Annotated in this window: 27 protein-coding genes; 22 read left to right on the top strand and 5 right to left on the bottom strand. The window is 36.7% G+C overall.

The genetic code is table 11. The features are described 5' to 3' along the window. Positions 1-35: 35 nt before the first annotated feature. From E0W68_RS14030 to E0W68_RS07820, 6 genes are all read left to right on the top strand, one after another. The gene (locus E0W68_RS14030) at positions 36-698 is read left to right on the top strand and encodes a J domain-containing protein (protein WP_135218874.1); all 663 of its coding nucleotides are present in this window, start codon (positions 36-38) and stop codon (positions 696-698) included. A gap of 35 nt (positions 699-733) precedes the next feature. Then, positions 734-1,459, top strand: coding sequence for an acetolactate decarboxylase (locus E0W68_RS07840; RefSeq protein ID WP_135218873.1), 726 nt, complete (start codon positions 734-736; stop codon positions 1,457-1,459). Between the two features lie 84 nt (positions 1,460-1,543). Beyond that, a complete protein-coding gene (locus E0W68_RS07835) occupies positions 1,544-1,909 on the top strand; it encodes a VOC family protein (RefSeq protein WP_135218872.1) in 366 nt (121 codons plus the stop codon). 85 nt (positions 1,910-1,994) lie between these two features. Beyond that, positions 1,995-2,939 (top strand): hypothetical protein, encoded by a 945-nt coding sequence (locus E0W68_RS07830; protein WP_135218871.1) that lies wholly within the window; start codon positions 1,995-1,997, stop codon positions 2,937-2,939. Positions 2,940-3,047: 108 nt separating this feature from the next. Next, positions 3,048-4,346, top strand: a complete 1,299-nt coding sequence (locus tag E0W68_RS07825) for an eCIS core domain-containing protein (protein WP_135218870.1) — start codon at positions 3,048-3,050, stop codon at positions 4,344-4,346. Between the two features lie 20 nt (positions 4,347-4,366). Then, on the top strand, positions 4,367-4,756 hold the full coding sequence (locus E0W68_RS07820) for a ribosomal maturation YjgA family protein (RefSeq protein WP_135218869.1): 390 nt from the start codon (positions 4,367-4,369) through the stop codon (positions 4,754-4,756). A 140-nt stretch (positions 4,757-4,896) separates the two neighbouring features. On the opposite strand, the gene E0W68_RS07815 is transcribed toward E0W68_RS07820, so the two are convergent. The 3 genes from E0W68_RS07815 to E0W68_RS13950 form a co-directional block, all read right to left on the bottom strand. Further along, entirely contained in the window at positions 4,897-6,174 is a 1,278-nt protein-coding gene (locus E0W68_RS07815) for a glycosyltransferase family 4 protein (protein WP_135218868.1), read from the bottom strand. 14 nt (positions 6,175-6,188) lie between these two features. Next, complete coding sequence (locus tag E0W68_RS07810) at positions 6,189-8,678, bottom strand: YfhO family protein (protein WP_135218867.1); 2,490 nt, start codon at positions 8,676-8,678, stop codon at positions 6,189-6,191. A gap of 132 nt (positions 8,679-8,810) precedes the next feature. Next, a complete protein-coding gene (locus tag E0W68_RS13950; protein ID WP_225990292.1) occupies positions 8,811-8,969 on the bottom strand; it encodes a hypothetical protein in 159 nt (52 codons plus the stop codon). A gap of 230 nt (positions 8,970-9,199) precedes the next feature. Here E0W68_RS13950 and E0W68_RS07800 point away from each other — a divergent pair, with 230 nt between their 5' ends. After that, positions 9,200-10,195 carry a transporter gene (locus tag E0W68_RS07800; RefSeq protein WP_135218866.1) on the top strand — a complete coding sequence of 332 codons (996 nt, stop codon included), beginning with the start codon at positions 9,200-9,202 and terminating at the stop codon, positions 10,193-10,195. Positions 10,196-10,200: 5 nt separating this feature from the next. Further along, positions 10,201-11,319 (top strand): GTP cyclohydrolase, encoded by a 1,119-nt coding sequence (locus tag E0W68_RS07795; protein ID WP_135218865.1) that lies wholly within the window; start codon positions 10,201-10,203, stop codon positions 11,317-11,319. A 59-nt stretch (positions 11,320-11,378) separates the two neighbouring features. Here E0W68_RS07795 and E0W68_RS07790 read toward each other — a convergent pair whose 3' ends face one another. Continuing rightward, the gene (locus tag E0W68_RS07790; RefSeq protein WP_135218864.1) at positions 11,379-12,644 is read right to left on the bottom strand and encodes an aminotransferase class I/II-fold pyridoxal phosphate-dependent enzyme; all 1,266 of its coding nucleotides are present in this window, start codon (positions 12,642-12,644) and stop codon (positions 11,379-11,381) included. Positions 12,645-12,882: 238 nt separating this feature from the next. On the opposite strand from E0W68_RS07790, the gene E0W68_RS07785 reads away from it, so the two are divergent. From E0W68_RS07785 to E0W68_RS07755, 7 genes are all read left to right on the top strand, one after another. Further along, entirely contained in the window at positions 12,883-13,221 is a 339-nt protein-coding gene (locus E0W68_RS07785) for a TM2 domain-containing protein (protein ID WP_135218863.1), read from the top strand. 3 nt (positions 13,222-13,224) lie between these two features. After that, positions 13,225-13,635, top strand: a complete 411-nt coding sequence (locus E0W68_RS07780; RefSeq protein ID WP_135218862.1) for a DUF2752 domain-containing protein — start codon at positions 13,225-13,227, stop codon at positions 13,633-13,635. Positions 13,636-13,751: 116 nt separating this feature from the next. Further along, positions 13,752-14,087 carry a TM2 domain-containing protein gene (locus E0W68_RS07775; protein WP_135218861.1) on the top strand — a complete coding sequence of 112 codons (336 nt, stop codon included), beginning with the start codon at positions 13,752-13,754 and terminating at the stop codon, positions 14,085-14,087. Between the two features lie 303 nt (positions 14,088-14,390). Beyond that, complete coding sequence (locus E0W68_RS07770) at positions 14,391-14,858, top strand: hypothetical protein (protein WP_135218860.1); 468 nt, start codon at positions 14,391-14,393, stop codon at positions 14,856-14,858. 1 nt (position 14,859) lies between these two features. After that, positions 14,860-15,432 carry a non-canonical purine NTP diphosphatase gene (locus tag E0W68_RS07765; RefSeq protein WP_135218859.1) on the top strand — a complete coding sequence of 191 codons (573 nt, stop codon included), beginning with the start codon at positions 14,860-14,862 and terminating at the stop codon, positions 15,430-15,432. Positions 15,433-15,532: 100 nt separating this feature from the next. After that, positions 15,533-17,329: a DEAD/DEAH box helicase gene (locus E0W68_RS07760; RefSeq protein ID WP_135218858.1), complete on the top strand. Its 1,797-nt coding sequence runs from the start codon at positions 15,533-15,535 to the stop codon at positions 17,327-17,329. Positions 17,330-17,408: 79 nt separating this feature from the next. After that, positions 17,409-18,176 carry a carboxypeptidase-like regulatory domain-containing protein gene (locus E0W68_RS07755; protein WP_135218857.1) on the top strand — a complete coding sequence of 256 codons (768 nt, stop codon included), beginning with the start codon at positions 17,409-17,411 and terminating at the stop codon, positions 18,174-18,176. On the opposite strand, the gene E0W68_RS07750 is transcribed toward E0W68_RS07755, so the two are convergent. Beyond that, positions 18,173-18,841 carry a TrmH family RNA methyltransferase gene (locus E0W68_RS07750; RefSeq protein ID WP_135218856.1) on the bottom strand — a complete coding sequence of 223 codons (669 nt, stop codon included), beginning with the start codon at positions 18,839-18,841 and terminating at the stop codon, positions 18,173-18,175. The genes E0W68_RS07755 and E0W68_RS07750 overlap by 4 nt on opposite strands. Before the next feature lie 54 nt (positions 18,842-18,895). Here E0W68_RS07750 and E0W68_RS07745 point away from each other — a divergent pair, with 54 nt between their 5' ends. From E0W68_RS07745 to E0W68_RS07715, 7 genes are all read left to right on the top strand, one after another. Further along, positions 18,896-19,429 (top strand): RNA polymerase sigma factor, encoded by a 534-nt coding sequence (locus E0W68_RS07745; RefSeq protein WP_135218855.1) that lies wholly within the window; start codon positions 18,896-18,898, stop codon positions 19,427-19,429. Then, on the top strand, positions 19,426-20,223 hold the full coding sequence (locus E0W68_RS07740; RefSeq protein ID WP_135218854.1) for an anti-sigma factor: 798 nt from the start codon (positions 19,426-19,428) through the stop codon (positions 20,221-20,223). Before E0W68_RS07745 ends, E0W68_RS07740 begins: the two co-directional genes overlap by 4 nt. A gap of 7 nt (positions 20,224-20,230) precedes the next feature. After that, the gene (locus tag E0W68_RS07735) at positions 20,231-20,923 is read left to right on the top strand and encodes an SIR2 family NAD-dependent protein deacylase (protein WP_135218853.1); all 693 of its coding nucleotides are present in this window, start codon (positions 20,231-20,233) and stop codon (positions 20,921-20,923) included. Between the two features lie 23 nt (positions 20,924-20,946). Further along, on the top strand, positions 20,947-21,453 hold the full coding sequence (locus E0W68_RS07730; protein WP_135218852.1) for a gamma-glutamylcyclotransferase family protein: 507 nt from the start codon (positions 20,947-20,949) through the stop codon (positions 21,451-21,453). Between the two features lie 75 nt (positions 21,454-21,528). Next, the gene (gene purB, locus E0W68_RS07725) at positions 21,529-22,881 is read left to right on the top strand and encodes an adenylosuccinate lyase (protein ID WP_135218851.1); all 1,353 of its coding nucleotides are present in this window, start codon (positions 21,529-21,531) and stop codon (positions 22,879-22,881) included. 24 nt (positions 22,882-22,905) lie between these two features. Beyond that, complete coding sequence (locus tag E0W68_RS07720) at positions 22,906-23,508, top strand: NAD(P)H-dependent oxidoreductase (RefSeq protein ID WP_135218850.1); 603 nt, start codon at positions 22,906-22,908, stop codon at positions 23,506-23,508. Between the two features lie 2 nt (positions 23,509-23,510). Further along, positions 23,511-25,415, top strand: coding sequence for a monovalent cation:proton antiporter-2 (CPA2) family protein (locus tag E0W68_RS07715; RefSeq protein WP_135218849.1), 1,905 nt, complete (start codon positions 23,511-23,513; stop codon positions 25,413-25,415). Positions 25,416-25,418: the final 3 nt, after the last annotated feature.

Raw genomic sequence — 25,418 nt, 5'->3', positions numbered from 1 at the left:
TCTCGCTAACTTGCTTGCAAATAGTAAACTTTTAAATGACAAACTACTACAAAATACTGGGTGTAACCGTTACTTCCTCGCAAGCCGAGATAAAGAAGGCATACAGGCTGCTGGCAATACAGTATCACCCGGATAAAAATGGTGGTGACAGGGAAAGTGAAGAGCGGTTTAAGTTGATATCAGAGGCTTATATTGTTCTGAGCGATACAGCCAAGCGCAATGCTTATGACTATGCTGAGGAATATCAAAAAAACTACAAAAGTCAAAATACAAGTGAGGACACAACATTAGTAACGCTTTTGCTCCTTTTTAGAAAAATAAAAAACAGTGTACTCAACGCTAATGGGTATATTAATGAAACTATGCTCTTTACTATTGTTAACGATATACTATCGGATAAAAATATCGATTTCCTTATTAACACCGAAGATATTGTTGCGAAGAATTTAATGATTGATGATGTTTTGGTATCATGTATATTTCTTGACGGTTCGCAAAAAGCCATTATCCAAACTAAGCTTTTAAAAGTTGCTGACGGCGACCCCCGATTTATAGAAAAAATTACGGCAATAAACAATACAAATAACGATTCGGATAACAGTAAACCAACTGAGAGAGATGCAGAGAACCCCTCTATTGCTGCTATAATCTTTTTTATTGCATTTGTAGTTTTCATAATCCTGCTTATGATTATATAAGTATTAATATATCACAAACAAAAATTAATAAATAGATGTCAGCCAATTTTAAAACCCTTTTTGTACTGTTAACTATAGCGTTATTAATCGCCTGTACAAACAAAATAAAAAAAAGCACAAACGAGGTAATTATTGTTGGTGCAATGAAAAATGTAATGCAAAAAGGCGAATTACAAGGCACTATAAACCTTGATACAATAGCCAACAAAAAGCATTTATACGGGCTTGGTCCTGTTGAGTATTTGAAAGGCGAAATAATGATTTTCGATGGTACGTGTTATAAATCGACTGTAACATCCCCTACTGCCATGATTGTTGAAGAAACATTTGAGGTAAAAGCACCCTTTTTTGGATATACTACCATTACCGACTGGACGGAGCAACAGCTACCCGAAAATATTGGTACATTAAAAGAACTGGAAAATTACCTTGCTGCTATAGCCCAAGAGGCAAACCGACCTTTTATGTTTAAACTTAACGGAACGGTAGAAAATGTAAAAATTCACGTTGTAAATTTACCCGAAGGTACAAAAGTGAGCTCGCCAAAAGAAGCACATAAGGGATTAACACATTATAAGATAAAAAACCAGAAAGTTGATATTCTCGGATTCTTTTCTACAGAGCATAAAGCTGTTTTAACCCATCATGATACTTATATACACCTGCATTTACTAACTGCCGACAGGAAACAAATGGGACATTTGGATGATGTAACTTTTAAAAAAGGGGCTGTTACACTTTACCTGCCTAAAGAAAAATAAAGACACTAAATTTTTCTAAATTAGTATCTGCTGATTGGTTATTTGCTCAAAAAAAAAATTATTTTTACAGTAAAATCATCAATCATGCAACATAACGCCAAATCAATACGTCCGTTTATAGGAGCAAAAAACTTTGAGGTTTCACGAAACTTTTATCGCGATTTAGGTTTCCAAGAAACTATACTCGAACATAAACTCTCGGTTTTTAAGTCCGGTAACCACGCGTTTTACCTGCAAGATTATTATACAGAAGACTGGGTAAATAATACTATGATATTCATGGAAGTTGAGGATGTAGATATTTTCTGGAAGGAACTCATCACTTTAAACTTAGACAAAAAATATGAAGGCGTAAGGCTTGTTCCCATCCGTATAATGGACTGGGGCAAAGAATGTTTTGTGCACGACCCTTCGGGCATATTGTGGCATTTTGGAGAGTTTTTCGGATAAAACTTCATACATCTGATTATTTCTGTTTTATTTGCAAAACTGGTTTTTATTCTGTTATTTTATAGTTCCAACCAACTATAAAATTATGAATGCCTACACCGAAAAAAATAAAGACAGCCAAATAAAAGCTGCTGCTAATACAGTTTCTCAAAAACAAAGCGGTCGCACACCCACTCTACAACTTGTTGATAATCGCCCCGAAGCTGTTGCCCAACGAAAAATACAGGAAAGTATAAGCAATATCTCAAAACCTGTTCAACTTTTAGGAAAGAGAACTTTTTCTCAGGCATTTGGCGATGATTATGAAAGTGAATATGAACCGCCAAGAAAAAAAGTAAAACTTTCGGGAATAGATCGTTTACACCGCTCCTACCTGAGAAATCTTCACAAAAAAGCAAAACCGGTAGATGAGAGAGCTGTTTTAAATCATCAAAAGCTGCATAATTATGGGTTTGATAATAAAATCATCAATTTTGGTAATGTGAAGGGTGATTTTTATAAGGGTCCTTTTGTAAATCAACCCTATCTCAGAATAGATCCTGCTGATTACGGATTAGATGCCAAGCCTAAAACCAATTATGACGATATCATTAAAGGCTTGGAACGTTACGGCGATGATGCTGCACTGGCAACTATTATCTATAATAAAATAAAGCTGGGTACGGAACTGCCTGCCGACATGAATGCCACTGTTAAGGCTAACGCATCACTTTTAATACAGCTAACGCAATTTATAGAGCCACATGAAACCCGCATACCCGGAGTAGATAAACTCGCCAGATCATTTCTTAAAAAAATAGCCAGCGGAAGCATGACTTTCAAACAGGTATTTAATCGTAAAGATGGATTATTTGTGGTAGCGCGCGCTACCGGAGGAGGCTCTAAATATGGTGGTCAGGAGGCTGGCAGAACTCTCATAGGATTACCGCCTAAAAAAAGTGATAAATCACAATACCATGAGATATGGAAACCTGAAATTGATGCAGCGGCAGCCGATATGTCAGATTCCAGCGATGAAGAGAATGACTAAAAATTAACTCAACTCAGTACTCATCACAGTCAAGAGTTATATATCAGTCATATACAAAACAGCTCATAATTGCATTAACTCATCTCCTAACCCAACCGGCTATAAATTATGAACACCTATACTCAAAAACCTCATGACAGCAAAATAAAAGCTGCTACCAACACAGTTACTCAAAAGCAAAGCAGCAGCACACCTACATTACAACTTGCAGATAACCGCCCCGGAGCTGTTGCTCAGCAAAAAATACAGGAGACAGTAAAAAACTATGTTCCTAAGCGGCCTGCTCCAATACAAAGAACCGAAAACAAAACAGGTATGCCCGACAATCTTAAACTGGGCATAGAAAACCTTTCGGGGTACGCTATGGATGATGTAAAAGTACAATACAACTCCAATAAACCAGCCCAACTCAACGCACATGCCTATGCGCAAGGCAACAACATTCATATCGCTCCGGGGCAAGAAAAACACTTGCCTCATGAAGCCTGGCATGTAGTACAACAAAAACAAGGACACGTAAGACCTACCCTGCAAATGAAAGGCGGTGTGAATGTTAATGACGATAAAGGCTTAGAGAGAGAGGCAGATGTAATGGGTAGTAAAGCAGATTCGTTAAATGATAGTTCTTACACGCAGTTAAAAAAAATAAATAAAAATCAGCAGTTGATAATTCAACGAAAAATAAGTGTTGGTGAAGAAGAATATGAACAAGGTGTAGATTTCACGCCGTCAAGCTGGCGATTAACCCCACAACAACAAACTGTATATAGAGTTTTATTAAATAGTCCTGCTAAATATAAATTTTCAGACAAAGCTGAAATGCTTTCGCTTGTGCGGGAAATTGAAGAAAAGGTTGGGCTTGGGAAAGATATACACAGCATTAAGCAAGTACTTAATTTAAAAATTTACTATGAAGGTTCAACGCCGGATAATACTGCGAAAATATTGGGACTGCGGGATCATATAAATACAATTATAAATAGTACCTATTCAAATAAACATTATCAAGTTAATACTATTAACGTAGGTAGTGCCGCCGAATCAGATGTACAGGTATATTGTATCGGCCCTGCCTCGCTCCCTAATTATGGGTATTCTTCATTGGGACAGAGAATGCAATTTGGCAGACAACTGGCATGGACGCCGGGAATGGGAAATCGAGTATTTATAAATGGTGCAAAAGTAACCCCAGAAGACCAACTGATAATTACATCTGCTCATGAAATAGGTCATACTTTGGGATTAGAACATCCTAAGGAAGACTCGACAGAAGCAGGTGAAGAAAATCTAATGAATCAAAAAGCAAGTGGTAAACAAGGTCCTAAAATTAGTGACTCACAATTAGAAGAAATTAGAGAATTAGCAAAACTGGGGACATGGGAATTAACAATGCAAGACAAAGCTTAAAATAAAAACTATTAAAAAAGATGCTGATTTTCAATCGGAAGTGTTTTTCTCTTACTATCCTGCTCTTCATAATCGAAGTATTAATTGCTTTATACGTTCATGATAGCATCATACGTCCGTATGTTGGAGATATACTGGTAGTAATATTAATTTACTGCTTTATAAAATCATTTTTTAAACTGCCTTTTCTGCCTGTCGCCATTTCAGTACTAATTTTCGCTTTTCTGATAGAAATGCTGCAATACTTCAGGTTTGTTGAAGTTATAGGGCTTCAGGACTCAAAACTGGCAACAATTATAATTGGTACCTCTTTTGCCTGGATGGATATGTTAACTTATGTGATTGGATTTGTTATTGTCATCATTTCAGAAAATATATTCCATAATAGTAATAAAATAAATTACATTTAAATCAACTTTGGCACACAACTTGTGATTAGTTATATGAATCTCATAATACTTTTTTGAGATTTGTTAATAATTGGTTGGTTGGTTTGTTAAGTCCCGTCGCTCCTTCATAAGAGGAAGGCGGGATTTTACATTTCTGATTGTTAGTTATTTAGCAAATTAGCCAGTTGCCCTGTCAGGTTTTTACGCGAATAGTATTGTAGCCCCACTGCATTAACTTTAAGATTTCCTTCCTGATAGTGCTTAAAATAATTTAAAAGTGTTTCTTTAATCTTTTCTTTTTCAGAATAGGTTGTAAATACCCCTGTATTAGTAGTTTTTATTATACTTTCAATATCGGCACCTTCAGGACCAACGGCTAGTATAGGGCGTTCGGCAGCCATGTATTCAAACAGTTTACCGGGTATAATACAACGGGTATCTGGCGAATCAATCTCAACTAATAGCAGCACTTGCGATTTTCGTTGTTCTACAAGAGCTTCGGCATGCGATATATAACCTAAGTTATTCACATAACGGTTCAATCCGAATTTGGTCATAGTACTGAGTACTTCCTGACTTACTGCACCTATTAATTTTAATTGAAATGCTTTTTTAAATTCTTGATTATCATTAACAAGTTCTGAAATCGATTGCCATAACACTAATGGATTACGTTCGGACAAGAAAGAGCCTATATGTGCCAATGTAAATTTCTCATCTGCAGGTTGTTTGCCTACCTTTTCTACATCATATCCATTGGTTATAACCGTAATAGGTTGTTTAGTAATTACTTGAAATTCTTTTTTTGTGGTTGGGCTGGTTACAATAACCTGGTCGGCAATATTTAGAACCTCTCGCTCTAACTCCTTATGTTTTTTAGCAGCATTATCGGAAAGCTTTAATTCTTTATGATAGCCAATAGTCGTCCAAGGGTCGCGAAAATCGGCAAACCACTTAATGTTATGATGTTTTTTAAGCCCTAACCCTATTAGATGTAAACTATGTGGAGGTCCTGTGGTAATAACAGTATCTATATTATTTTTCTGAATATAGTCTGACAGATAACTAATAGATGGTTTTACCCATAGTACGCGTGCATCAGGAATAAAAAGGTTACCTCTAATCCACAGCATCAATCGCTGCGTAAAAGATTGTTTCTTTTTATCGGGAATAATGCCTGCGCTTATCTTCTTAGTGTTTTTAGAGAATATCGAAGCCCAACTATAAGGCTCTATAATTTTATGCTTTAGTATTGTAACCTTTTCATCTACCTCGTTTAGTAAACCCTTATCCAGAAAAGGATAAGTAGGATTTTCGGGTATATATACTATAGGTTCAATACCATAATCGGGTAAGTATTTTACAAATTTAAGCCAGCGCTGTACGCCGGGCCCTCCTGCCGGTGGCCAATAATAGGTTATGATAAGAACTTTTTTCAACTTAAAATCAATTATTATTCTCCGCTTGGGTGTTCAGCAGTTTTTTTATTGCTCATATATATGCCCCATACTAAAAATAAAAGCATAAATATAAAACTAATCAAGGCTATGGTGCTGCCCGTTTTTATTACCTGTGGTTCAAACTTAAACTCTATAGTATGTTTACCCGCAGGTATTGCCATGGCGCGCAATACGAAATCAGCTTTAAAATGAGGTACCGCCTTACCATCTATATAAGCATTCCAACCATTGGTATAATACATTTCTGAAAATACTGCCAGTCCTTCGTTCTTATTATTCGATGTATATTTCAAGTAATTAGGTTCGTGTGTTTTTAATGCAATAACAGCAGTACTGTCTTTCGCAAAAGTCGATTTTTTCAAAACATCAGGTAAGTCATTTTTATTAATGACTACTTGATTTTTACTATCCAATTCATTTAATACCAAAAGCTCTTCATCGGCAGTATTTACTGTTTTTACATCTTGTACAAACCAAGCAGCTCCGTTCGCATAGGGGTTGGTAATAGCTACCTCCTGCCCTTCGCCGGCTTGTAACAGCATATATTTTACGTTCAACAAGTTAAGTACAGGAAATTTTTCACCCAATGCCATTTTTTCAGGATTAATAGTCTGAATCATATCCTGTATTTGTGGATCAACAATATAGTTGAATAACTGATCCATTCTTCGTGGCCTTACAGCACTATACCCTCCTACCGAGTTATGAAAATAGGAAGTACGCCCCTGTAATCTTAACTGTGGTTCATATACTCTGTAGAATGAAGTATCCTGTAGGATAAACGAGTCGGCTTGTGTAGCTTGGAAAGGAACATCTACCTCACGGGCATTCACAAAATCTTCTTTATTTACATAATTTCTGTCTATAAAATAAAGGTCACCAACCATAAGTATACCTACTAAAATGGTAGCTATGGTAGCTTGTAGTTTTTTCTCTTTAAATACCCAAAGTATTCCTGCTGTCGCCAATATTAAAAATCCGGAACGCAGTAAATCAGATGTGTACATACTCATACGCTGTTCTTTCAAAGCTTCTACAAATGCAGGACCTATATCGCCATACATTTGCCTAAGCTGACCATCCATTATACCCGTAAAACTAAACGAGCCTTTAAACAAGAACAAACAGAGAATTATACTTAAAGCCGTACCTGCTGCTATTTTTAAAACTTTCCATTGTTCTTCTTTATCGGCTTTAAAGAAAGATTGTAACCCCATTAATGCCAGTATAGGGAAACAAAGCTCCAGTATTACCTGTATGGATGATACTGCCCTGAATTTATCATACATGGGGACATAGTCAATAAAAAAAGTAGTTAATGCCGGAAAGTTTTTACCCCATGAGAGTAATAGTGAAAGTAATGCCCCTGCAAGAAAAGCATATTTAATCTTGCGTTTATCGCCAAACAACCCTAAAAGTGCCAAAAAGAAAACTACTGCTCCTATATAGGCAGGAGCTTCTACAATAGGCTGATCGCCCCAATAGGTTGGCACATTGGCTACAAAATCTTTAGCTTCCATCGGGTTTGCACCTTGTTCTAATACAAATTCGTGCATTACTGAGTTTTCACCCACATTTTCGCGCGAGCCACCCCCAAAAAGCCTTGGAGCAATAAGATTAAAACTTTCGGCTATCCCATAACTGTATTCTGTTATGTAATCATACTCCATAGCAGAGTCAGTAGTATTAGCAGAGCCGTCAGGATTTATAGTAAGCTCACTTTTACCACGAATACTAAAATCGGTATATTCGGCTGTAGCCATCAAGTTAGTAGCATTAGCGCCTATAGCAAGAATTGCTGCAATAATAAAAGTACCTGATAGTAACCCTAAATGCTTAAATTCCTTTTCTTTAACTATTTGTATAATGTAATAAATACCGATAACTAACAATAACAGCAGCAAGTAATAGGTCATCTGGAAATGGTTGGCATTAATTTCCAATGCGGCAGCAATCATAGTGAGTAACCCTCCTGCTATATAACGTTTCCTGAACACAAGTAATACTCCCGCCACTACCATAGGCATATAGGCTATGGCATGGGCTTTTGCATTATGCCCTACTCCCAGAATGATAATAAGGTAGGTAGAAAAACCAAAAGCAAGCGCGCCAAAAAAGGCTTTTAGCGGATCGACTTTTAGTACACACATTAATATATAAAACCCTATAAAATAGAGAAATAAGTAATCAGCAGGGCGCGGTAGGGCGCGTAATACCGAATCTAATTTTTTAACGTAATTATGCGGATAATCAGCTCCCAACTGGTATGTTGGCATACCTCCAAAAGCGCTATTGGTCCAATATGGCTCTTCTTGGGTTTCTTTCCTGAAATCGTTTTGCTCTTTTGCCATACCGGTATATTGTGCAATATCCGACTGGTATATTTTTTTACCCTGTAATACCGGGTAAAAATAAATAAGTGAAATAACTCCAAAACCTATTAAGGCAAGAAGATGTGGGTAGAGCTTATTGATGTTCTTCATGTAACGATTATATTTTTATAACTGTAAAAACGCCGTGAAGATACTTAATTTCCCTAAAAGTAGTAATATTTATGGCTAATAAAAGGGAACTTAAAATATAAAACTCCTCTTATAGAGGAGCTTTATAATACTTTAATCAATTTCTTCATAATCAATATATTCGCCAACTTTTTTATTTTCTTTTGGTTTTTTATCCTGATTGGATGAAGCTTGTTGTTGGTTGTTATACTGCTGATTGAATTGTTGCTGATTATAAAAATTTTGCTCTGCTTTTTTAACTAACTGTTGCATAAGGACAGGAGCAAAAAGGCGAAGCAAAAACTTAACTGCATAATAAACAAGTATATAAGATAAATATTGTACGCAGTATTCCTGTAAGAGATGCCGTTACCATTATAATTAAAATTTCTTCAAAAATAAGTAATCTATGGTTTAAAATTAAATTAGTGTTCTTAAAATAATAATAAAATGTAGTATTTTTGAAAAAGCCTAAAGGACTGTGAATAATAAAAAAGCCAAATATGAATATTATTAAAAAGATAACTCCTTATATCTTTCTGTTAAGTTGCCCGATAATAAATGCTCAATATACAGATCAGATAAACTCTAACCGTCCCGGAATGTCAATGTCAGCATTTGCTGTAGGCAAAACCATCGCACAGGTAGAAACAGGGGTATATGGAATAATGGAGGAACACAGCATACTTAATTATGAAACAAGGGGTATGGGTATAGATCTTGCCTTGCGATATGGCGCTTTTATGGAAGAGCTAGAGTTTATAGCCGAAATGCAATATCAAATAGACCAACAGGAAGATGCTTTATATACAACCAACAGAAACGACTTTAAGCAGTTTACGATAGGGGCTAAATATCTTGTATATGACCCTGATAAAAACTATAACCCCGAGCCTAATCTTTATAGCTGGAAAGCTAACCACAGGTTTAAATGGCGAACACTAATACCCGCGGTAGCTGTATATGCAGGCGCAAACCTTATTGGCGGCAATAATCCTTATACTTTTCCTGATGATCATGTAAGTGCTAAAGTAATGGCTATAGCCCAAAATCATTTTGGTAAATGGGTATGGGTAAATAACGTAATTTTTGACAAATTCCCTACAGAATATCCAAGTATTGGTTATATTACCACGCTTACAAGAGGCTTTAACGAAAAATGGTCGGGTTTTATCGAGTTTCAGGGATTTAGCAGCGATTATTATGCCGATGGTTTAGGCAGAATTGGTGCAGCCCATTTACTAAGCGATACTATGCAGATAGATGCCTCTGTAACAGGAAATTTTAAAGATACTCCATCCATATTATATGGCAGTATCGGGTTTTCGTGGCGATTTGATGCCAATTATAGTGATGTGCTGATTGCCGGTAAGGGTGAGCGTGAGGATGAATATAATGAGGAACAGAAAAAAGAGAAAGAGAAAAAAGATAAAGAACGGGAAGAGCGAAAAAAGAAGAAAAATCAACGCCTGGACGAAATAGAACTTGAAGGAAATTAATGCTAATGATAACCATAAAAGAAGCAAAAACTAAAAAAGAAATAAAAGATTTTATAAAATTTTCTTTTAAATTATACAAAGGTTGTCCCTACTGGGTACCACCCATTATAGACGACGAACTCGAAAATTTTGATGTTACGAAAAATCCTGCCTTTGCTCATGCCGATGCAAAATTTTATTTGGCATATCGAAACAATGAAATTGTAGGCAAAGTTGCTGTAATAATTAATTGGCAGGAAGTAAAAATGCAACAAAAGAGCAAAGTGCGTTTTGGCTGGTTTGACGTTATAGATGACATCGAAGTAACCAAAGCTTTGCTGGAAAAGGTTTATGAATATGGAAGGGAGCATAAAATGGAGTATGTTGAAGGTCCTATTGGATTTTCAAACCTGGACAAAGTAGGCGCACTTACCGAAGGTTTTGACAAAATAGGTACAGCCATAACCTGGTACAACTATCCTTACTATATAGAACATTTTGAAAAATTGGGCTTTGTTAAAGAAAAAGAATATATAGAAAGTATATTTTCTTTCAACAATGTTAGCCCTACTGTTTTTGAAAAAGCTACTGACCTTGTTAAAAGACGATATCAACTTAAAGCCTTAACTTTTACTACTACCGCCGAAGTTATGCCTTATGTAGATAAAATGTTTGATTTGTTTAATAAATCCTATGAAAAACTGGCCTCTTTTGTAGCTGTATCACAAGTGCAAAAAGAGTATTTCAAGCAAAAATATATAGGTCTTATCAATCCGGAGTACATAAAATTTGTTGAGGATAAAGATGGTAATCTGGTAGCTTTCAGTATTGTGATGCCCTCATTTGCCGAAGCACTCATAAAAGCTAACGGTAAACTTTTCCCTTTTGGATTTTTGCATTTATTAAGAGCAAGAAAACACAGTAAAGATGTTGTTTTCTATTTGATAGGTGTTGATCCTGAATATCAAAATAAAGGAGTTACAGCTATAATATTTGATGAATATTACAAGGTATTTACTAAAAACAATATCAGAAACTGCATCAGAACGCCTGAACTTGAGGACAACTTTGCCATGCATAATTTGTGGAAGCACTTTAACCCCATTATTCATAAAAGGAGAAGAACCTACCGAAAAGACCTTTAAAAACGAGAAAGCCCATACATTTGTATGGGCTTTCTCATTTTATAATATTTATAGTTTGTTTATTCAGCAGATACATCAACTGTAGTTTTAGCAGCAATTTGCTTATATGTACCGTTTTCCAGTTTTTCGCGTATAGCTTCATAAGCTTTTAGTGTCAGCTCTATATCCTCCATAGTATGGGTAGCAGTAGGTATCATTCTTAGTAAGATAATACCTTTGGGAATTACAGGATATACTACTATTGAGAGGAATATACTATAATTTTCCCTTAAATCATTTACCATAACCATAGCTTCGGGTATGCTGCCTTCAAGGTAAACAGGAGTTACACAAGTATTGGTATCACCTATGTTAAACCCTCTTGTTTTTAATCCGTTTTGAAGCGCGTTTACATTTTCCCAAAGTTTAGCTTTCAGTTCCGGCATTGTCCTAAGCATATCAAGACGCTTAAGCGCACCTTTTACTAAAAGCATCGGTAATGATTTGGCAAACATTTGCGAACGCAAATTATATTTAAGAAAATCTATAACATCCTTATCGGCTGCTACAAATGCACCTATACTTGCCATAGATTTTGCAAAAGTAGAAAAGTAAACATCTATACCATCCTGGCATCCCTGCTCCTCTCCTGCTCCTGCACCTGTTTTACCCAAGGTGCCAAAACCATGCGCATCATCTGCCAATAATCTGAAGTTATATTTTTCTTTAAGTGCTACAATTTCTTTCAGTTTTCCCTGTTGCCCTCTCATACCAAATACACCTTCGGTAATAACAAGTATGCCTCCGCCTGTAGTTTCGGCCATATTTGTGGCACGCTCCAAGTTTTTTTCAAGGCTCTCTATATCGTTGTGCTTGTAGGTAAAACGTTTACCCATGTGCAAACGTACACCATCTATTATACAGGCATGCGAATCTACATCATATACTATAATATCGTTTTTAGATACTAATGCATCTATTATAGATACCATACCCTGATAGCCAAAGTTTAGTAAATATGCTGATTCTTTTTGTACAAAAGCAGCAAGTTCTCGTTCTAACTGTTCGTGTACAGATGTATGTCCGCTCATCATTCGTGCGCCCATAGGGTAAGCGGCTCCATATTCTGCTGCTGCTTCGGCATCTACTTTTCTTACTTCGGGATGGTTTGCCAAGCCCAGGTAATCGTTTATGCTCCAGTTAATAACCTCCTTGCCATGAAACATCATGCGGTTTGCCAACGGACCTTCCAGTTTAGGAAAAACATAATACCCTTCTGCTTGAGAAGCCCATTTTCCTAAAGGACCTTTATTTTTTTGTATCCTTTCAAATAAATCGTTTACCATTATATCAAAATTTTCAGTGTCATAAAAACGCATCAAAAGTAGTTATTAAATTGCTTACGTCATAATAATTTTTTAATATAAGCATTGGTTACTCGTTGCTTTTTATATAAAAACGTTATGTAAATTTAACTTAAAAAAATTTATTTCTTTTTTTAACCAACTAAAAAAAGAACAGAATTATAATCAAATCAAATATTTTTTTAGTTTTACAGGATTAATCAACCAAAAACAACCAAAAATGGATTCACAAAAAGTGGACATGTACATCATGTCAAATGCAAAGTATTTTAAAAGTCAACAGTTAAACTATATTCGCGAAAGACTATTGGTTATGGATGACTCTAAATGGGGCATGATACAAAGTGTAGAGCTAAAAGACCCAACAACTATCCTGATTGTTTCTATACTGGCAGGTGGTTTAGGTATAGATCGTTTTATGATAGGCGATGCAGGGCTTGGGGTAGCAAAACTATTAACGTGTGGTGGGCTTGGTATATGGGCTATTGTAGATTTATTCCTTATTATGGATGCCACTCGCGATAAAAACATGGAAAAAGTACAGCAATTCCTTGTATAAATAATGACTAAAAAAAAGCTGTATCTCATTATTACATTAGGATTAACAGCCGGATATAGCTGGCTGGCATATATACTGTTGCGAGAAACTCCCAAGCACAATAATATGCCAGTCTGTTTTTTTAAAAACATTACAGGAATACCCTGTCCTTCTTGTGGCAATACACGCTCTGTACTTACACTAATGAAAGGTAATATTAAAGATGCAGTACTTATAAACCCCCTTGGGCTTATTGTAGCAGCTATATTACTTGTTTTTCCATTTTGGTTACTATACGATCTTGCGTATAAAAAAGATACACTCTATAAAAGTTTCTTACGATTTGAAAAAACGATAAAAAATAAACATATAGCCATTATATTAATAGTATTGTTAATTATAAACTGGATATGGAATATACAGAAGGGACTATAAAATAATTAATTTTGAAAGAAATAACAAGAAGATACTTAAATAGTTAACATTATGTTAATATTACAACTCTCATAAATATATATTTTTACAACTTTAACCAAAAAAACATACAAATTATGAATGAGCAAAAAGTAGATCTTTTTATTACTACAAACGCAAGGTATTTTGAAAGTCACCAAGTTAACAACATCCGTGAAAGACTTATGAAGGTAGACGAATCTAAATGGGCTTCAATACAAGCTATCGATTTCAAAGATCCAAAAACCACTATCCTTGTTTCTATTTTCGCAGGAGGTTTAGGAATTGACCGCTTTATGATAGGTGATACCGGTCTTGGTGTTGCTAAATTATTAACATGTGGAGGCGCAGGCATTTGGACAATAATAGATTGGTTTGGTATCCAAAAAATAACACGCCAGAAAAATCTGGAGAAAATAAATCTATATATCTAATTTTTATATATCAAATAAATAGACTATACCTGTAATATATTTTTTATATGAATCCTGTACTTCTTTAAAAAGATAACAGGTATAGTTTATTCCTACTACGGTAACGCCTACATCTCTTGTAAATATACCTAAACCAAACTTTACGAAAATAACTATTGTACCAGTTACAATTAACCGTATTTATTAATTACTCTGCGCTATTGTTTTTTTTAGCTAGTTCTGTAAAATTATTTTATTTTTGAAAAACCGATAATTACAAAAATTGGTACTACCCGGGTTACTCAAACCGCTTTTAACCAAATTATGGAATATACAGAAGAGACCAGTAACAAAGAGCAAAAAATAATACACCCCAATGAATACGAAAAAGCATCCAATAGCTATTTGATGGCTATAGTGGCTGTAATTGTAGGAGTTCCGCTTCCCGTTATTAATATTACAGCATCAGTTATATATTATTTAGGAAACTTAAAATCATCCTATTTTGTAAGATGGCATTGCATACAGGCAATATTGGCACAAACCATCATGATTCCTTTTAACAGCATTGCCGTAGGATGGACAATTAGCATAATGCTTAATGTTAAAGAAGTTACATTATACTATGGTATTTATCTTTTTGCTGTTATCCTGTTTAATATTATCGAATTTTTTGCAGTAATAATAACAGCTTCAAAAGTTAGTAAAGGCAAAAATGTACGTTGGTTTTTAATTGCCAATATTACTGATTTACTTTGCAGTAAAAAAAACAAAGATCCCTATAGCATATAATATGAAACTTGTTTTTGCATCCAACAATAAAAATAAAATACAGGAAATAAAACATCAACTTCCGGATAGTATACAATTGCTTAGCCTGGAAGACATCGGTTGCCATGAAGAAATACCCGAAACTGCCAATACCATAGAAGGTAATGCCATACTAAAAGCCAACTATGTTACTCAAAACTATGGTTATGATTGCTTTGCCGATGATACCGGGCTTGAAGTTCAAGCCTTAAATGGTGCTCCCGGAGTATATTCTGCACGCTATGCAGGAGAACAGAAAGATGCTAATGACAACATGAGTAAGTTACTTGAAGAATTAAAGGGTATTACTAACCGAAAAGCAAACTTTAAAACAGTGATTGCGCTTAACATAAACAAGACACAATATTTATTTACAGGGATAGCAGAGGGCGAAATAGCAACAGAACGATCAGGTAATGAAGGATTTGGCTACGACCCTGTTTTTAAACCTACAGGGAAAAACCTAACGTTTGCAGAGATTTCGCTTGAAGAAAAGACCTTGCTAAGCCATCGGGGTAAAGCTGTAGCACAACTGTTAGCATTCCTAAAAAAATAACTATCTGATTTTCAATTTATTTACTTCAAATAAAACTATCACTCATATTAGCATATCTCGCTAATAAACAGTACCTTTGCAGCTATTTTTAAAATTATATATGAATAAATTTGAACAATTAGGATTGAATGAATCGCTTCTGAAGGCGATAAAAGATCTAGGATTTGAAAATCCGTCAGAGGTACAGGAAAAGGCGATTCCCCTATTATTGGAAAAAGACACAGATATTGTAGCATTAGCACAAACAGGTACAGGGAAAACCGCTGCTTTTGGTTTTCCGCTTATCCAGAAAATAGACCCGGAAAACAGAAACACACAGGCACTTATACTATCACCAACGCGTGAACTTTGCCTGCAAATTACAAACGAAATTAAGCTTTATGCCAAATATGTTAAAGGTATTCATACCGTAGCAGTATATGGCGGAGCCAGTATTACAGAACAAGCAAGAGAAGTTAAAAGAGGTGCTCAAATTATTGTGGCAACTCCCGGACGTATGCAGGATATGATAAACAGAGGTTTGGTAAACATCTCTAAAATAGATTATTGCATACTGGATGAAGCAGATGAAATGCTTAACATGGGCTTTTATGAAGATATAGTTTCTATACTTTCTACATCGCCTAATGAAAAGAGCACATGGCTGTTCTCGGCTACCATGCCGCAAGAGGTATCCCGTATAGCCAAAGAATTTATGAGAAAACCACTTGAAATAACAGTGGGACATAAAAACTCAGGCTCATCTACCGTTTCGCACGAATTTTATTTAGTAAACGCGCGCGATCGTTATGAAGCATTAAAACGCCTTTCGGATGCTAACCCTGATATTTTCTCGGTAGTATTTTGCCGAACCAAAAGAGATACACAGGCTGTTGCCGAAAAACTTATTGAAGACGGATATAATGCTGCAGCATTGCACGGCGACTTATCTCAGGCACAACGTGACTCGGTAATGAAATCGTTTAGAAACAGGCAAATACAAATGCTTGTAGCTACCGATGTAGCAGCAAGAGGTATAGATGTGGATAACATAACACACGTTATTAATTACCAGCTTCCTGACGAAATAGAAACTTATAACCACCGTAGCGGTCGTACAGGGCGTGCCGGTAAACTGGGTACATCTATTGTAATTATTACTAAAAGTGAATTACGCAAAATATCTGCAATAGAGCGTATTATCAAACAAAAATTTGAAGAGAAAACAATTCCGTCGGGAATGGAAATTTGCGAAATACAACTTTTCCATTTAGCCAACAGAATAAAAGATGTAGAAGTAGATCATGAAATAGACTCTTACCTTCCGGCTATTTATGAAGTAATGAAAGATCTTTCTAAAGAAGAACTTATCAAAAAAATGGTAGCGGTAGAGTTTAACAGATTTATTAACTATTATAAGAAAAACAGAGATCTTTCTGCACAACCTGCCGGAGACAGACGTGATGGTGGCGGTACTGCTATAAGCAGTAATGGCGGTGCAGTACGCTATTTTATAAACATTGGGTCAAGAGATAATTTTGATTGGATGACATTAAAAGACTTCCTTCGTGATACACTTGGTTTAGGTCGTGATGATGTATTTAAAGTAGATGTAAAAGAAGGCTTCTCTTTCTTTAATACTGAAGCTGAACACTCTCAAGTAGTTTTAGATACTTTGAACAGCGTACACCTTGAAGGGCGCAGGATAAATGTTGAAATATCTAAAAATGACGGCGGTTCTAACAACCGACGCAGAGACCACGGTGGCAGAAAAAGCATTGGCGGAGGCGGCGGAGGTCGCAGAAGCGAGTCTTTTGGCGGAGGAAAAACCGGCAGAAGTGAGAACTCTTTTGACCGTCCGGCAAGAAAAACCGAAGGCAGAAGTGGTACCAGAGAAAGAAAGCCAAGAAGAAGTTAATATAAATATTTCTTGATAATTACATACTAACTACAAAATATCCCGTTTGTTTATTACTTTTACGTCACATAAGCAGTCAATGAGATATTTTGTAGTTTTTTTATTTTTAAGTTTTTCCTTTTGTGGCTTTGCGCAGCAGGCAAAAACAGTGTCGGGTATCATCATAAATGATGGAACATTACTACCTGCGGCAAACGTTAACATTATCAATATTAATAAGGTTAAGGGAACACTTACTGACCCACAAGGTAAATTTACCATAGAGGCAAGTGTGAATGACACACTTCATATATCATTAATAGGATACCAATCTATAAAAGTAAGAGTAACCAACGACTGGATTAATAATACTACTACAACCAAAATACCACTAACAGAAAGAGCTTACACCCTTGAAGAGGTTATTATAAACAAATATAACCTTACGGGCTATTTACAAATAGACTCTAAACTGGCTCCTATTAGAGAAAACAATTACCGATACAGCATATCAGGTTTACCGCAAGGATATGAAGGCGGACAAAACTCGCCAAGCGCCTTTAAACGCATAGTAAGTTCGGTACTTAATCCGGCAGACTTGCTGCATAATATATTTGGTAAAAAACCTGCCGAAATGCGCAGGCTAAGGGAAATGAAAAAGGACGATACCGTAAGAAACGCTCTTGCCTCTAAATTTGACAGAGAGACACTGGCGGCTTTATTAGGCGTTACCAAAGATGAAATAGCCGATATATTAGAACGCTGCAATTACTCGGAAGTTTTTATAACCACAGCAAACGACCTACAAATTATGGATGCCATAAGCGGTTGTTATGAAGAGTATAAAGCACTTAACCGAGATAATTAAGCACCCTCTTCCAAATATTTTTGAGTAATAAAATCAATATCTTTTATTGATTTTCGTGTCCAGTCAATACGCTTTTGTATCACTTCTTCCTTCGTTAATTGCCAATTAATATCTGATTGTCTTAACCGATTAGTAAGATGTTGTATTATTATTGCTGCCGAAGACGATATATTTAAACTCTCAGTAAATCCGGCCATAGGTATTTTTATAAAACCATCGGCCGCCTTAATAACTTCATCCGAGAGTCCTGACCTTTCTGTCCCGAAAAACAAAGCTGCGGGTTGGTTGATATCAAATTCATCAAGCAGGCACGAATCATTATGCGGCGAAGTGGCTATTATTTTATACCCCTTCTCTTTTAATGAGGTTATACAAGCTGTTGTAGCATCAAATCGGTTTACATCTACCCATTTTTGAGCCCCCATAGCTATCTCTTTATCAATATCCTTACCATACCGCTCCTCTATCACGTTCAGTTCTTGTATGCCAAATACCTCGCAGGTACGCATTACGGCACTGGTATTATGTAGTTGAAAAACATCCTCTACAGCTACTGTAAAGTGTTTCGTACGATTTTGTAATACTTCCAAAAAACGCTGCTTCCTTTCCTGCGTAATAAAACCTTCAATATAAGTGAGATAATCAATAGTATAGGTATTTTTCATTATAAATGCTGAGGTTAAAAATCTTTTATTAAATTAGGGGTTTAAAACCTAATTATGACACAGGAAGAATTACTAGAGCAAATTTACAAAAAAGACAGCAAAGCCTTTACACTGCTGTACGACATGTACTCCAAAAGCCTTTATGGTGTAATTTTTAATCTCCTTAAGGATAAAGAAGAAAGCGAAGATGTCCTTCAAGAAGTATTTGTAAAAATATGGAAAAACATTGATAGTTATAATACTAGTAAAGGGAGGTTCTTTACATGGATACTGAACATTGCCCGAAACTCATCGATAGACAAGTTACGATCTAAAAGCCATAACAACAGTAAGAAAAACCTATCTTCTGATAATTTCGTACATATTTTGGACTATAATACATCAACAACAAACAAAATTGATGCTATTGGAATAAAGGAGTTCATAAAAAAGCTGAAACCGAAATGCATACGTATAATAGATCTGTTATTCTTTAAAGGTTATACACAGCAAGAGGCGTCAGAAGAACTTGAAATACCTTTAGGGACAGTGAAAACGCAGAACAGAAATTGTATTAATGAACTAAGAACAATACTACAAGTACAATGAGCAGTAATGAATTAATAGAATCAGGAACCCTCGAACTTTTTGTTTTCGGATTACTATCCGAAGCTGAAAATAACGAGGTGCAGGAAATGGCGAAGAAAGACTCTGAAGTACAAGATGAAATAATTGCTATCGAAAAAGCAGTGATAAACCTTTCGTATAGTATTTCACCAAGACTTTCGGCACAAAACTATAACAGGATATATGCCAAACTCATAGAGAAGCAAGAAGGCGGTGTTGTACAAATGGATACACGTCGTAGTGGCGGAATATCACAGTACATCGGATGGGCAGCAGCAGTTATATTACTGATAGGCATAGGTATCCAGTATATGAAATATAACGAAGTTACCCAAGAAGCAGAACAGGCAACCGCAGAGCGTAACAAGTTTGAGCAAATGGTAGCAAGCATAGAGCAGGAAAAAACACAAACCGAAAGAGCTCTGGAAATTGTGAGAGATAAAGGCAACGCTGTTATATCATTAGACGGGCAGCAAGTTGCGCCTGATGCTTATGCGAAAATTTATGTAAACAAAGACGACAACGAAACTTATGTAGATATAGCCGGACTGCCCGAACCACCGGAAGGCAAAGTATATCAGGTATGGGCATTAAAATTAAGTCCGTTTACCCCAACCAGCATAGGTGTACTTGATGCTTCAACAGCAGATGCTAATAAAGGCATTTATAAAGTGGATACATTTGAAGGAGTTGAAGCTTTTGGTATAACCCTTGAGCCTGCCGGAGGTAGCCCAAGCCCTACGCTGGAACAGCTATATACACTAGGAAAAGTATAATGAATTTATGAAAAAGAAACTTGTGGTGCTGAGCGGTGCAGGTGTGAGTGCCGAAAGTGGCATAAACACCTTTCGCGATGCAGGCGGTTTGTGGGAAGGTCATGATATAATGGAAGTGGCATCTCCCGAAGGTTTTAGTAAAAATCCGGCACTTGTGCTGGATTTTTACAATAAACGCAGGCAGCAACTAAAAGAAGTACACCCTAATAAAGCCCATACCATAATTGCGGAGCTTGAAAGTATTTTTGACGTAACCGTTATTACCCAAAATGTAGATGACCTGCACGAACGCGCCGGAAGCACTAATGTACTGCACCTGCATGGCGAATTGCTGAAAGCACGCTGCATTACCAGCGAAACAGCTATTATAGACTGGACAGATGATATAACCGAAGACACACTGCACCCCGTTACCCAAAAGCAGCTACGCCCCCATATAGTGTGGTTTGGCGAAGCCGTACCCGCCATAATGCCCGCTATGGAAGTGGTACAGCAAGCTGATTATATTATTGTAATAGGCACGAGTATGCAGGTTTACCCCGCTGCGGGGCTAATAGACTATGCCGCGCCCAATGTACCTATGTATTATATAGACCCAAAACCGGCACACATACCTAATTTGCGAAATCCACTGGAAGTATTTCCATTAACGGCAAGTGAAGGGATGGAGGTTGTGTCCGAGAAGATTAAAAAAACATAGCTTTCAATACTTAAAAGTTCATCATGAAAATTTTTGCTTACGGCTCTAATATGTATTACAGAAGAATTAAAGAAAGAGTTTCTTCTGTAGAGAAAATATCTAATGTTTTTATTGAAGGCTATTTACTATCCTTCAATAAAAAAAGTACGGATGGCTCATCCAAAGCAAACATTGTCTATACTGGAAATTTAGAAGATATTGTTTGGGGAGTACTTTATGAAATCAATAGTACAGATAAGCCTAAATTAGATCGATTTGAAGGACTTGGAAAAGGCTATGAAGAAACTTCAATGGATTTTACTGATCCTGAAAATAACAAGCATAAGGCTCAAGTTTATATTGCTAATGAAGAGTCTATTATTGAAAATTTATATCCTTATGATTGGTATAAGGAACTAGTATTACGCGGAGCTATCAAGAATGAATTTCCAATGGAATATATAGCGAAAATAGATTTATTTAAGTCAACTATTGATCCAGATAGAAAAAGACGAGATAAAAATCTAAAGATATTAGAAGATAAATCATAATATCTTTTACAATATGAATTAATATTTAATCTCATAGAAACCCCTATCTTTGCCGTTTATTCAAACACACAACAAATGCAGCCTTTATCTGAACTAAACGCCATATCCCCTATAGACGGACGATACAGAAGTAAAACCATATCCTTATCCCCTTATTTTTCTGAAGAAGCCTTAATACGCTACCGGGTATTGGTAGAAGTGGAATATTTCATCATGCTATGCGAGCTGCCCTTACCCCAATTACAGGGAGTAGATAAAAATACCTTTGGTGCATTGCGTGATATTTATAAAAATTTCAGTACAGAAGATGCGCTCCAGATAAAAGAAATAGAAAAAACCACCAACCACGATGTAAAAGCGGTAGAATATTTTATTAAATCAGCTTTTGATAAATTGGGTTTACAGCAGTATAAAGAATTCATACATTTTGGGCTTACCTCACAAGATATTAACAATACCGCCATACCGCTTTCTGCCAAAGAAGCCTTTGAGGATGTTTATATGCCGGCACTTATAGGCGTAATCTCAAAACTAAAAGAGTTGAGTGTAGAATGGTCAGATATACCTATGCTGGCACGCACGCACGGGCAGCCGGCATCCCCTACCCGCTTGGGTAAAGAAATTGGGGTATTTGTAGAACGATTGGAAGAACAACTGCGCCTGTTATTCAATATACCATTCGCAGCCAAGTTTGGCGGAGCTACGGGTAATTTTAATGCGCATTTTGTGGCATATCCTGCTACCGACTGGAGAAAGTTCGGTAATGACTTTGTAGAAGGCAGACTGGGATTAAAACACTCCTTCCCCACTACACAAATAGAGCATTACGACCATTTTGCAGCATTTTTTGATGCGTTAAAGCGCATCAATACCATATTGATTGACCTTGACAGGGATATCTGGACGTATGTATCTATGGACTATTTTAAACAAAAAATAAAGGCAGGCGAAATAGGCTCATCGGCTATGCCACACAAGGTAAACCCTATCGATTTTGAAAATTCCGAAGGTAATTTAGGTATCGCCAATGCTTTATTCGAGCACCTATCGGCAAAACTGCCAATATCAAGATTGCAACGCGACCTTACTGACAGTACCGTATTACGTAACATCGGGGTACCCATCGGGCATACCCTTATAGCATTTGAAGCTACACTGAAAGGGCTAAATAAACTATTGCTTAATGCAGATAAGTTTGCGGAAGACTTAGAAAAAAACTGGGCTGTAGTGGCTGAGGCTATACAAACCATACTGCGCCGCGAAAGCTATCCTAACCCTTATGAAGCCTTAAAAGATCTTACGCGTACCAATACCGTAATTGATAAAAACGCGATACATACATTTATTACTGCCCTTAATGTATCGGATGATGTTAAAAATGAGTTATTACAGATAACTCCTGCTAATTATTTGGGAATAAATCCATAATTTTAAAAACAGTAAAATTTATGTATGCCCAACAAAATTCTTATTCTCTTTGCACATCCACTGTTCGAAAAATCGAACGCTAACGCTGCGTTAGTAAGACATATACCCAACTCTCCGAATATAACATTTCACGATTTATACCAGGAGTACCCGGAGTTTGACGTAGATATGAAACGGGAACAGGAACTCCTGATGCTTCATGATATTATTATATGGCATCATCCTATGTACTGGTACAACTGCCCGCCGCTGTTAAAACAGTGGATAGACATAGTACTGGAACACGGATGGGCTTATGGCAAAGAAGGTAAAGCCCTGAAAGGTAAAATATTATTGCAGGTTATAACCACCGGCGGGCAGAAAGAAAATTACAGTGATATGGGACGGGACAGATTTACCGTAATGGAACTGTTAGAACCCTTTAATCAAACAGCTAAAGTTTGTAACATGACCTACCTGCCCCCCTATGTAGTGCACGGCACTCACTCCATGAAAGCAGAGGACTATGAAACCTGTGGCAAACATTACAGAGCCTTACTGGAATATATTGAAAACAAAGGTATTAATATTACAGAGCTTTCAGGATATAATTATTTTAACGATTGGTTTCAAACTAAACTCGGATAATTATGCAAGACAGTTTTTTCTTTCAGGCAATAATATACCTTACCGCAGCGGTAATATGCGTTCCGATAGCTAAAAAATTGGGACTCAGTTCTATATTGGGCTATCTTTTTGCAGGTATCATTATAGGGCCTTATGTATTGGGCTTGATTGGGCAGGAAGGCGAAGACATTATGCACTTTGCCGAATTTGGCGTGGTTATGATGCTGTTTCTTATCGGGTTGGAACTCGATCCAAATAAGTTTTGGAGAATGCGACGTTTTATTTTTGGTATGGGCGGATTGCAGGTAGTCGCTACCACACTGGTACTATTCCTTGCCTGCTCGCTAGTATTAAACTGGCAATGGCAAACAACACTTACCATATCATTGGCATTAACACTGTCTTCTACAGCTATTGTAATGCAAACGCTAAAGGAAAAAAACCTCACTAAAACCTCTATGGGGCGGTCATCGTTTGCAGTCTTGCTTTTTCAGGATATTGCAGTAATTCCCATATTGGCTATACTGCCTTTTTTGGCAGATGGCGAAATTCAAAATGAAAACTTATCAGAATCGCTGATAAGCGATTTCTCGGCATGGTTACAGGCTGCCATAGTAATTGGTACGGTAGCATCAGTATATTTTAGCGGACGCTACATTATAGTACCATTATTGCACGTAATAGCCAAAACACGCCTGCAGGAACTTTTTACCGCATCGGCTCTTCTATTGGTAATGTCCGTGTCTTTCATCATGCAGCTTGTAGGGCTTAGCCCTGCATTAGGAGCATTTATGGCGGGTGTGGTACTTGCCAATAGCGAATTCAGGCACGAACTGGAAGGCGATATAGAACCTTTTAAAGGACTGCTTTTAGGGCTGTTTTTTATAGGCGTGGGCGCCTCCATCAACTTTACCCTGATAATTGCCGATCCTGCCTTTATCATTATTTTTTCGACTATCTTTAATTCTATAAAATTCTTTGTGCTTTTTGGTATAGGAAAGTTATATAGAAAAGAAGCAAGCAAAAACCTGCTCTTCGCCTTTGCCCTCAGTCAAGCAGGAGAGTTTGGCTTTGTGATACTTGCCTTTGCGAATCAGATTAACCTGATGCCAACTACATTGGCAAACCAAATGATGGCTGTTATTGCCATAAGTATGATAGGTACCCCCTTTTTATTGCTTATTAACGAAAAATGGATAGACCCCTATTTTGGCGGTACAAAAGATAAAAAATCGAAAAAAGAGTATGATACTATTGATGAGGACGAGCAAAACGATGTTATTATAGCAGGTTTCGGGAACTTCGGGAGTACTATAGGCAGATTATTAAAAACTAACGGAATACCCGCTACAGTACTGGATATGAATTCGGAACGTGTAGATTCATTACGAAAAATGGGATTTAAAGTATATTATGGCGATGCTACCCGGCTGGAGTTATTAAAAGCTGCCGGATGCGAAAATGCCAAAATATTTATTGCTGCCATTGATAACCCCCGGGTAAATTTAACTGTAATAGAAAAAATAAAAAAACACTATCCTCACCTGAAAATACTGGCGCGGGCGCGAAATCGTAACGATGCTTTTGAAATGGTCGATTTGGGTATTCAAAATTTTTATAGAGAAAACCTGTACAGTGCCATACACTTAGGTGTTGATGCATTGGTAGCAATGGGGCACAGGCGTTATACCGCTACAAGGCAAGGACAGCGTTTTATTAAGTATGACGAGCAAGCTACCTTTAGGCTGGCACATAAACGCCACGATAAAAAAGCATTCCTTATTACTACTATGGAAGAAATTGAAATGCAGGAACAGCTTATAAAAAATGACCTTTATGCACAGCTTGGGGCTAATGACCATGCTTGGGAAAGTGATGAACTTAAAAAGGAACAAGCCGAAACAGCAGCAAGAAAAAATCAGCAATAAAAA

This window comes from Flavobacterium salilacus subsp. salilacus, assembly GCF_004634195.1.
GTDB lineage: Bacteria > Bacteroidota > Bacteroidia > Flavobacteriales > Flavobacteriaceae > Flavobacterium > Flavobacterium salilacus.
Note: the sequence above shows the minus strand (reverse complement) of the source record. Positions and strands in the feature narration are given on the sequence as shown.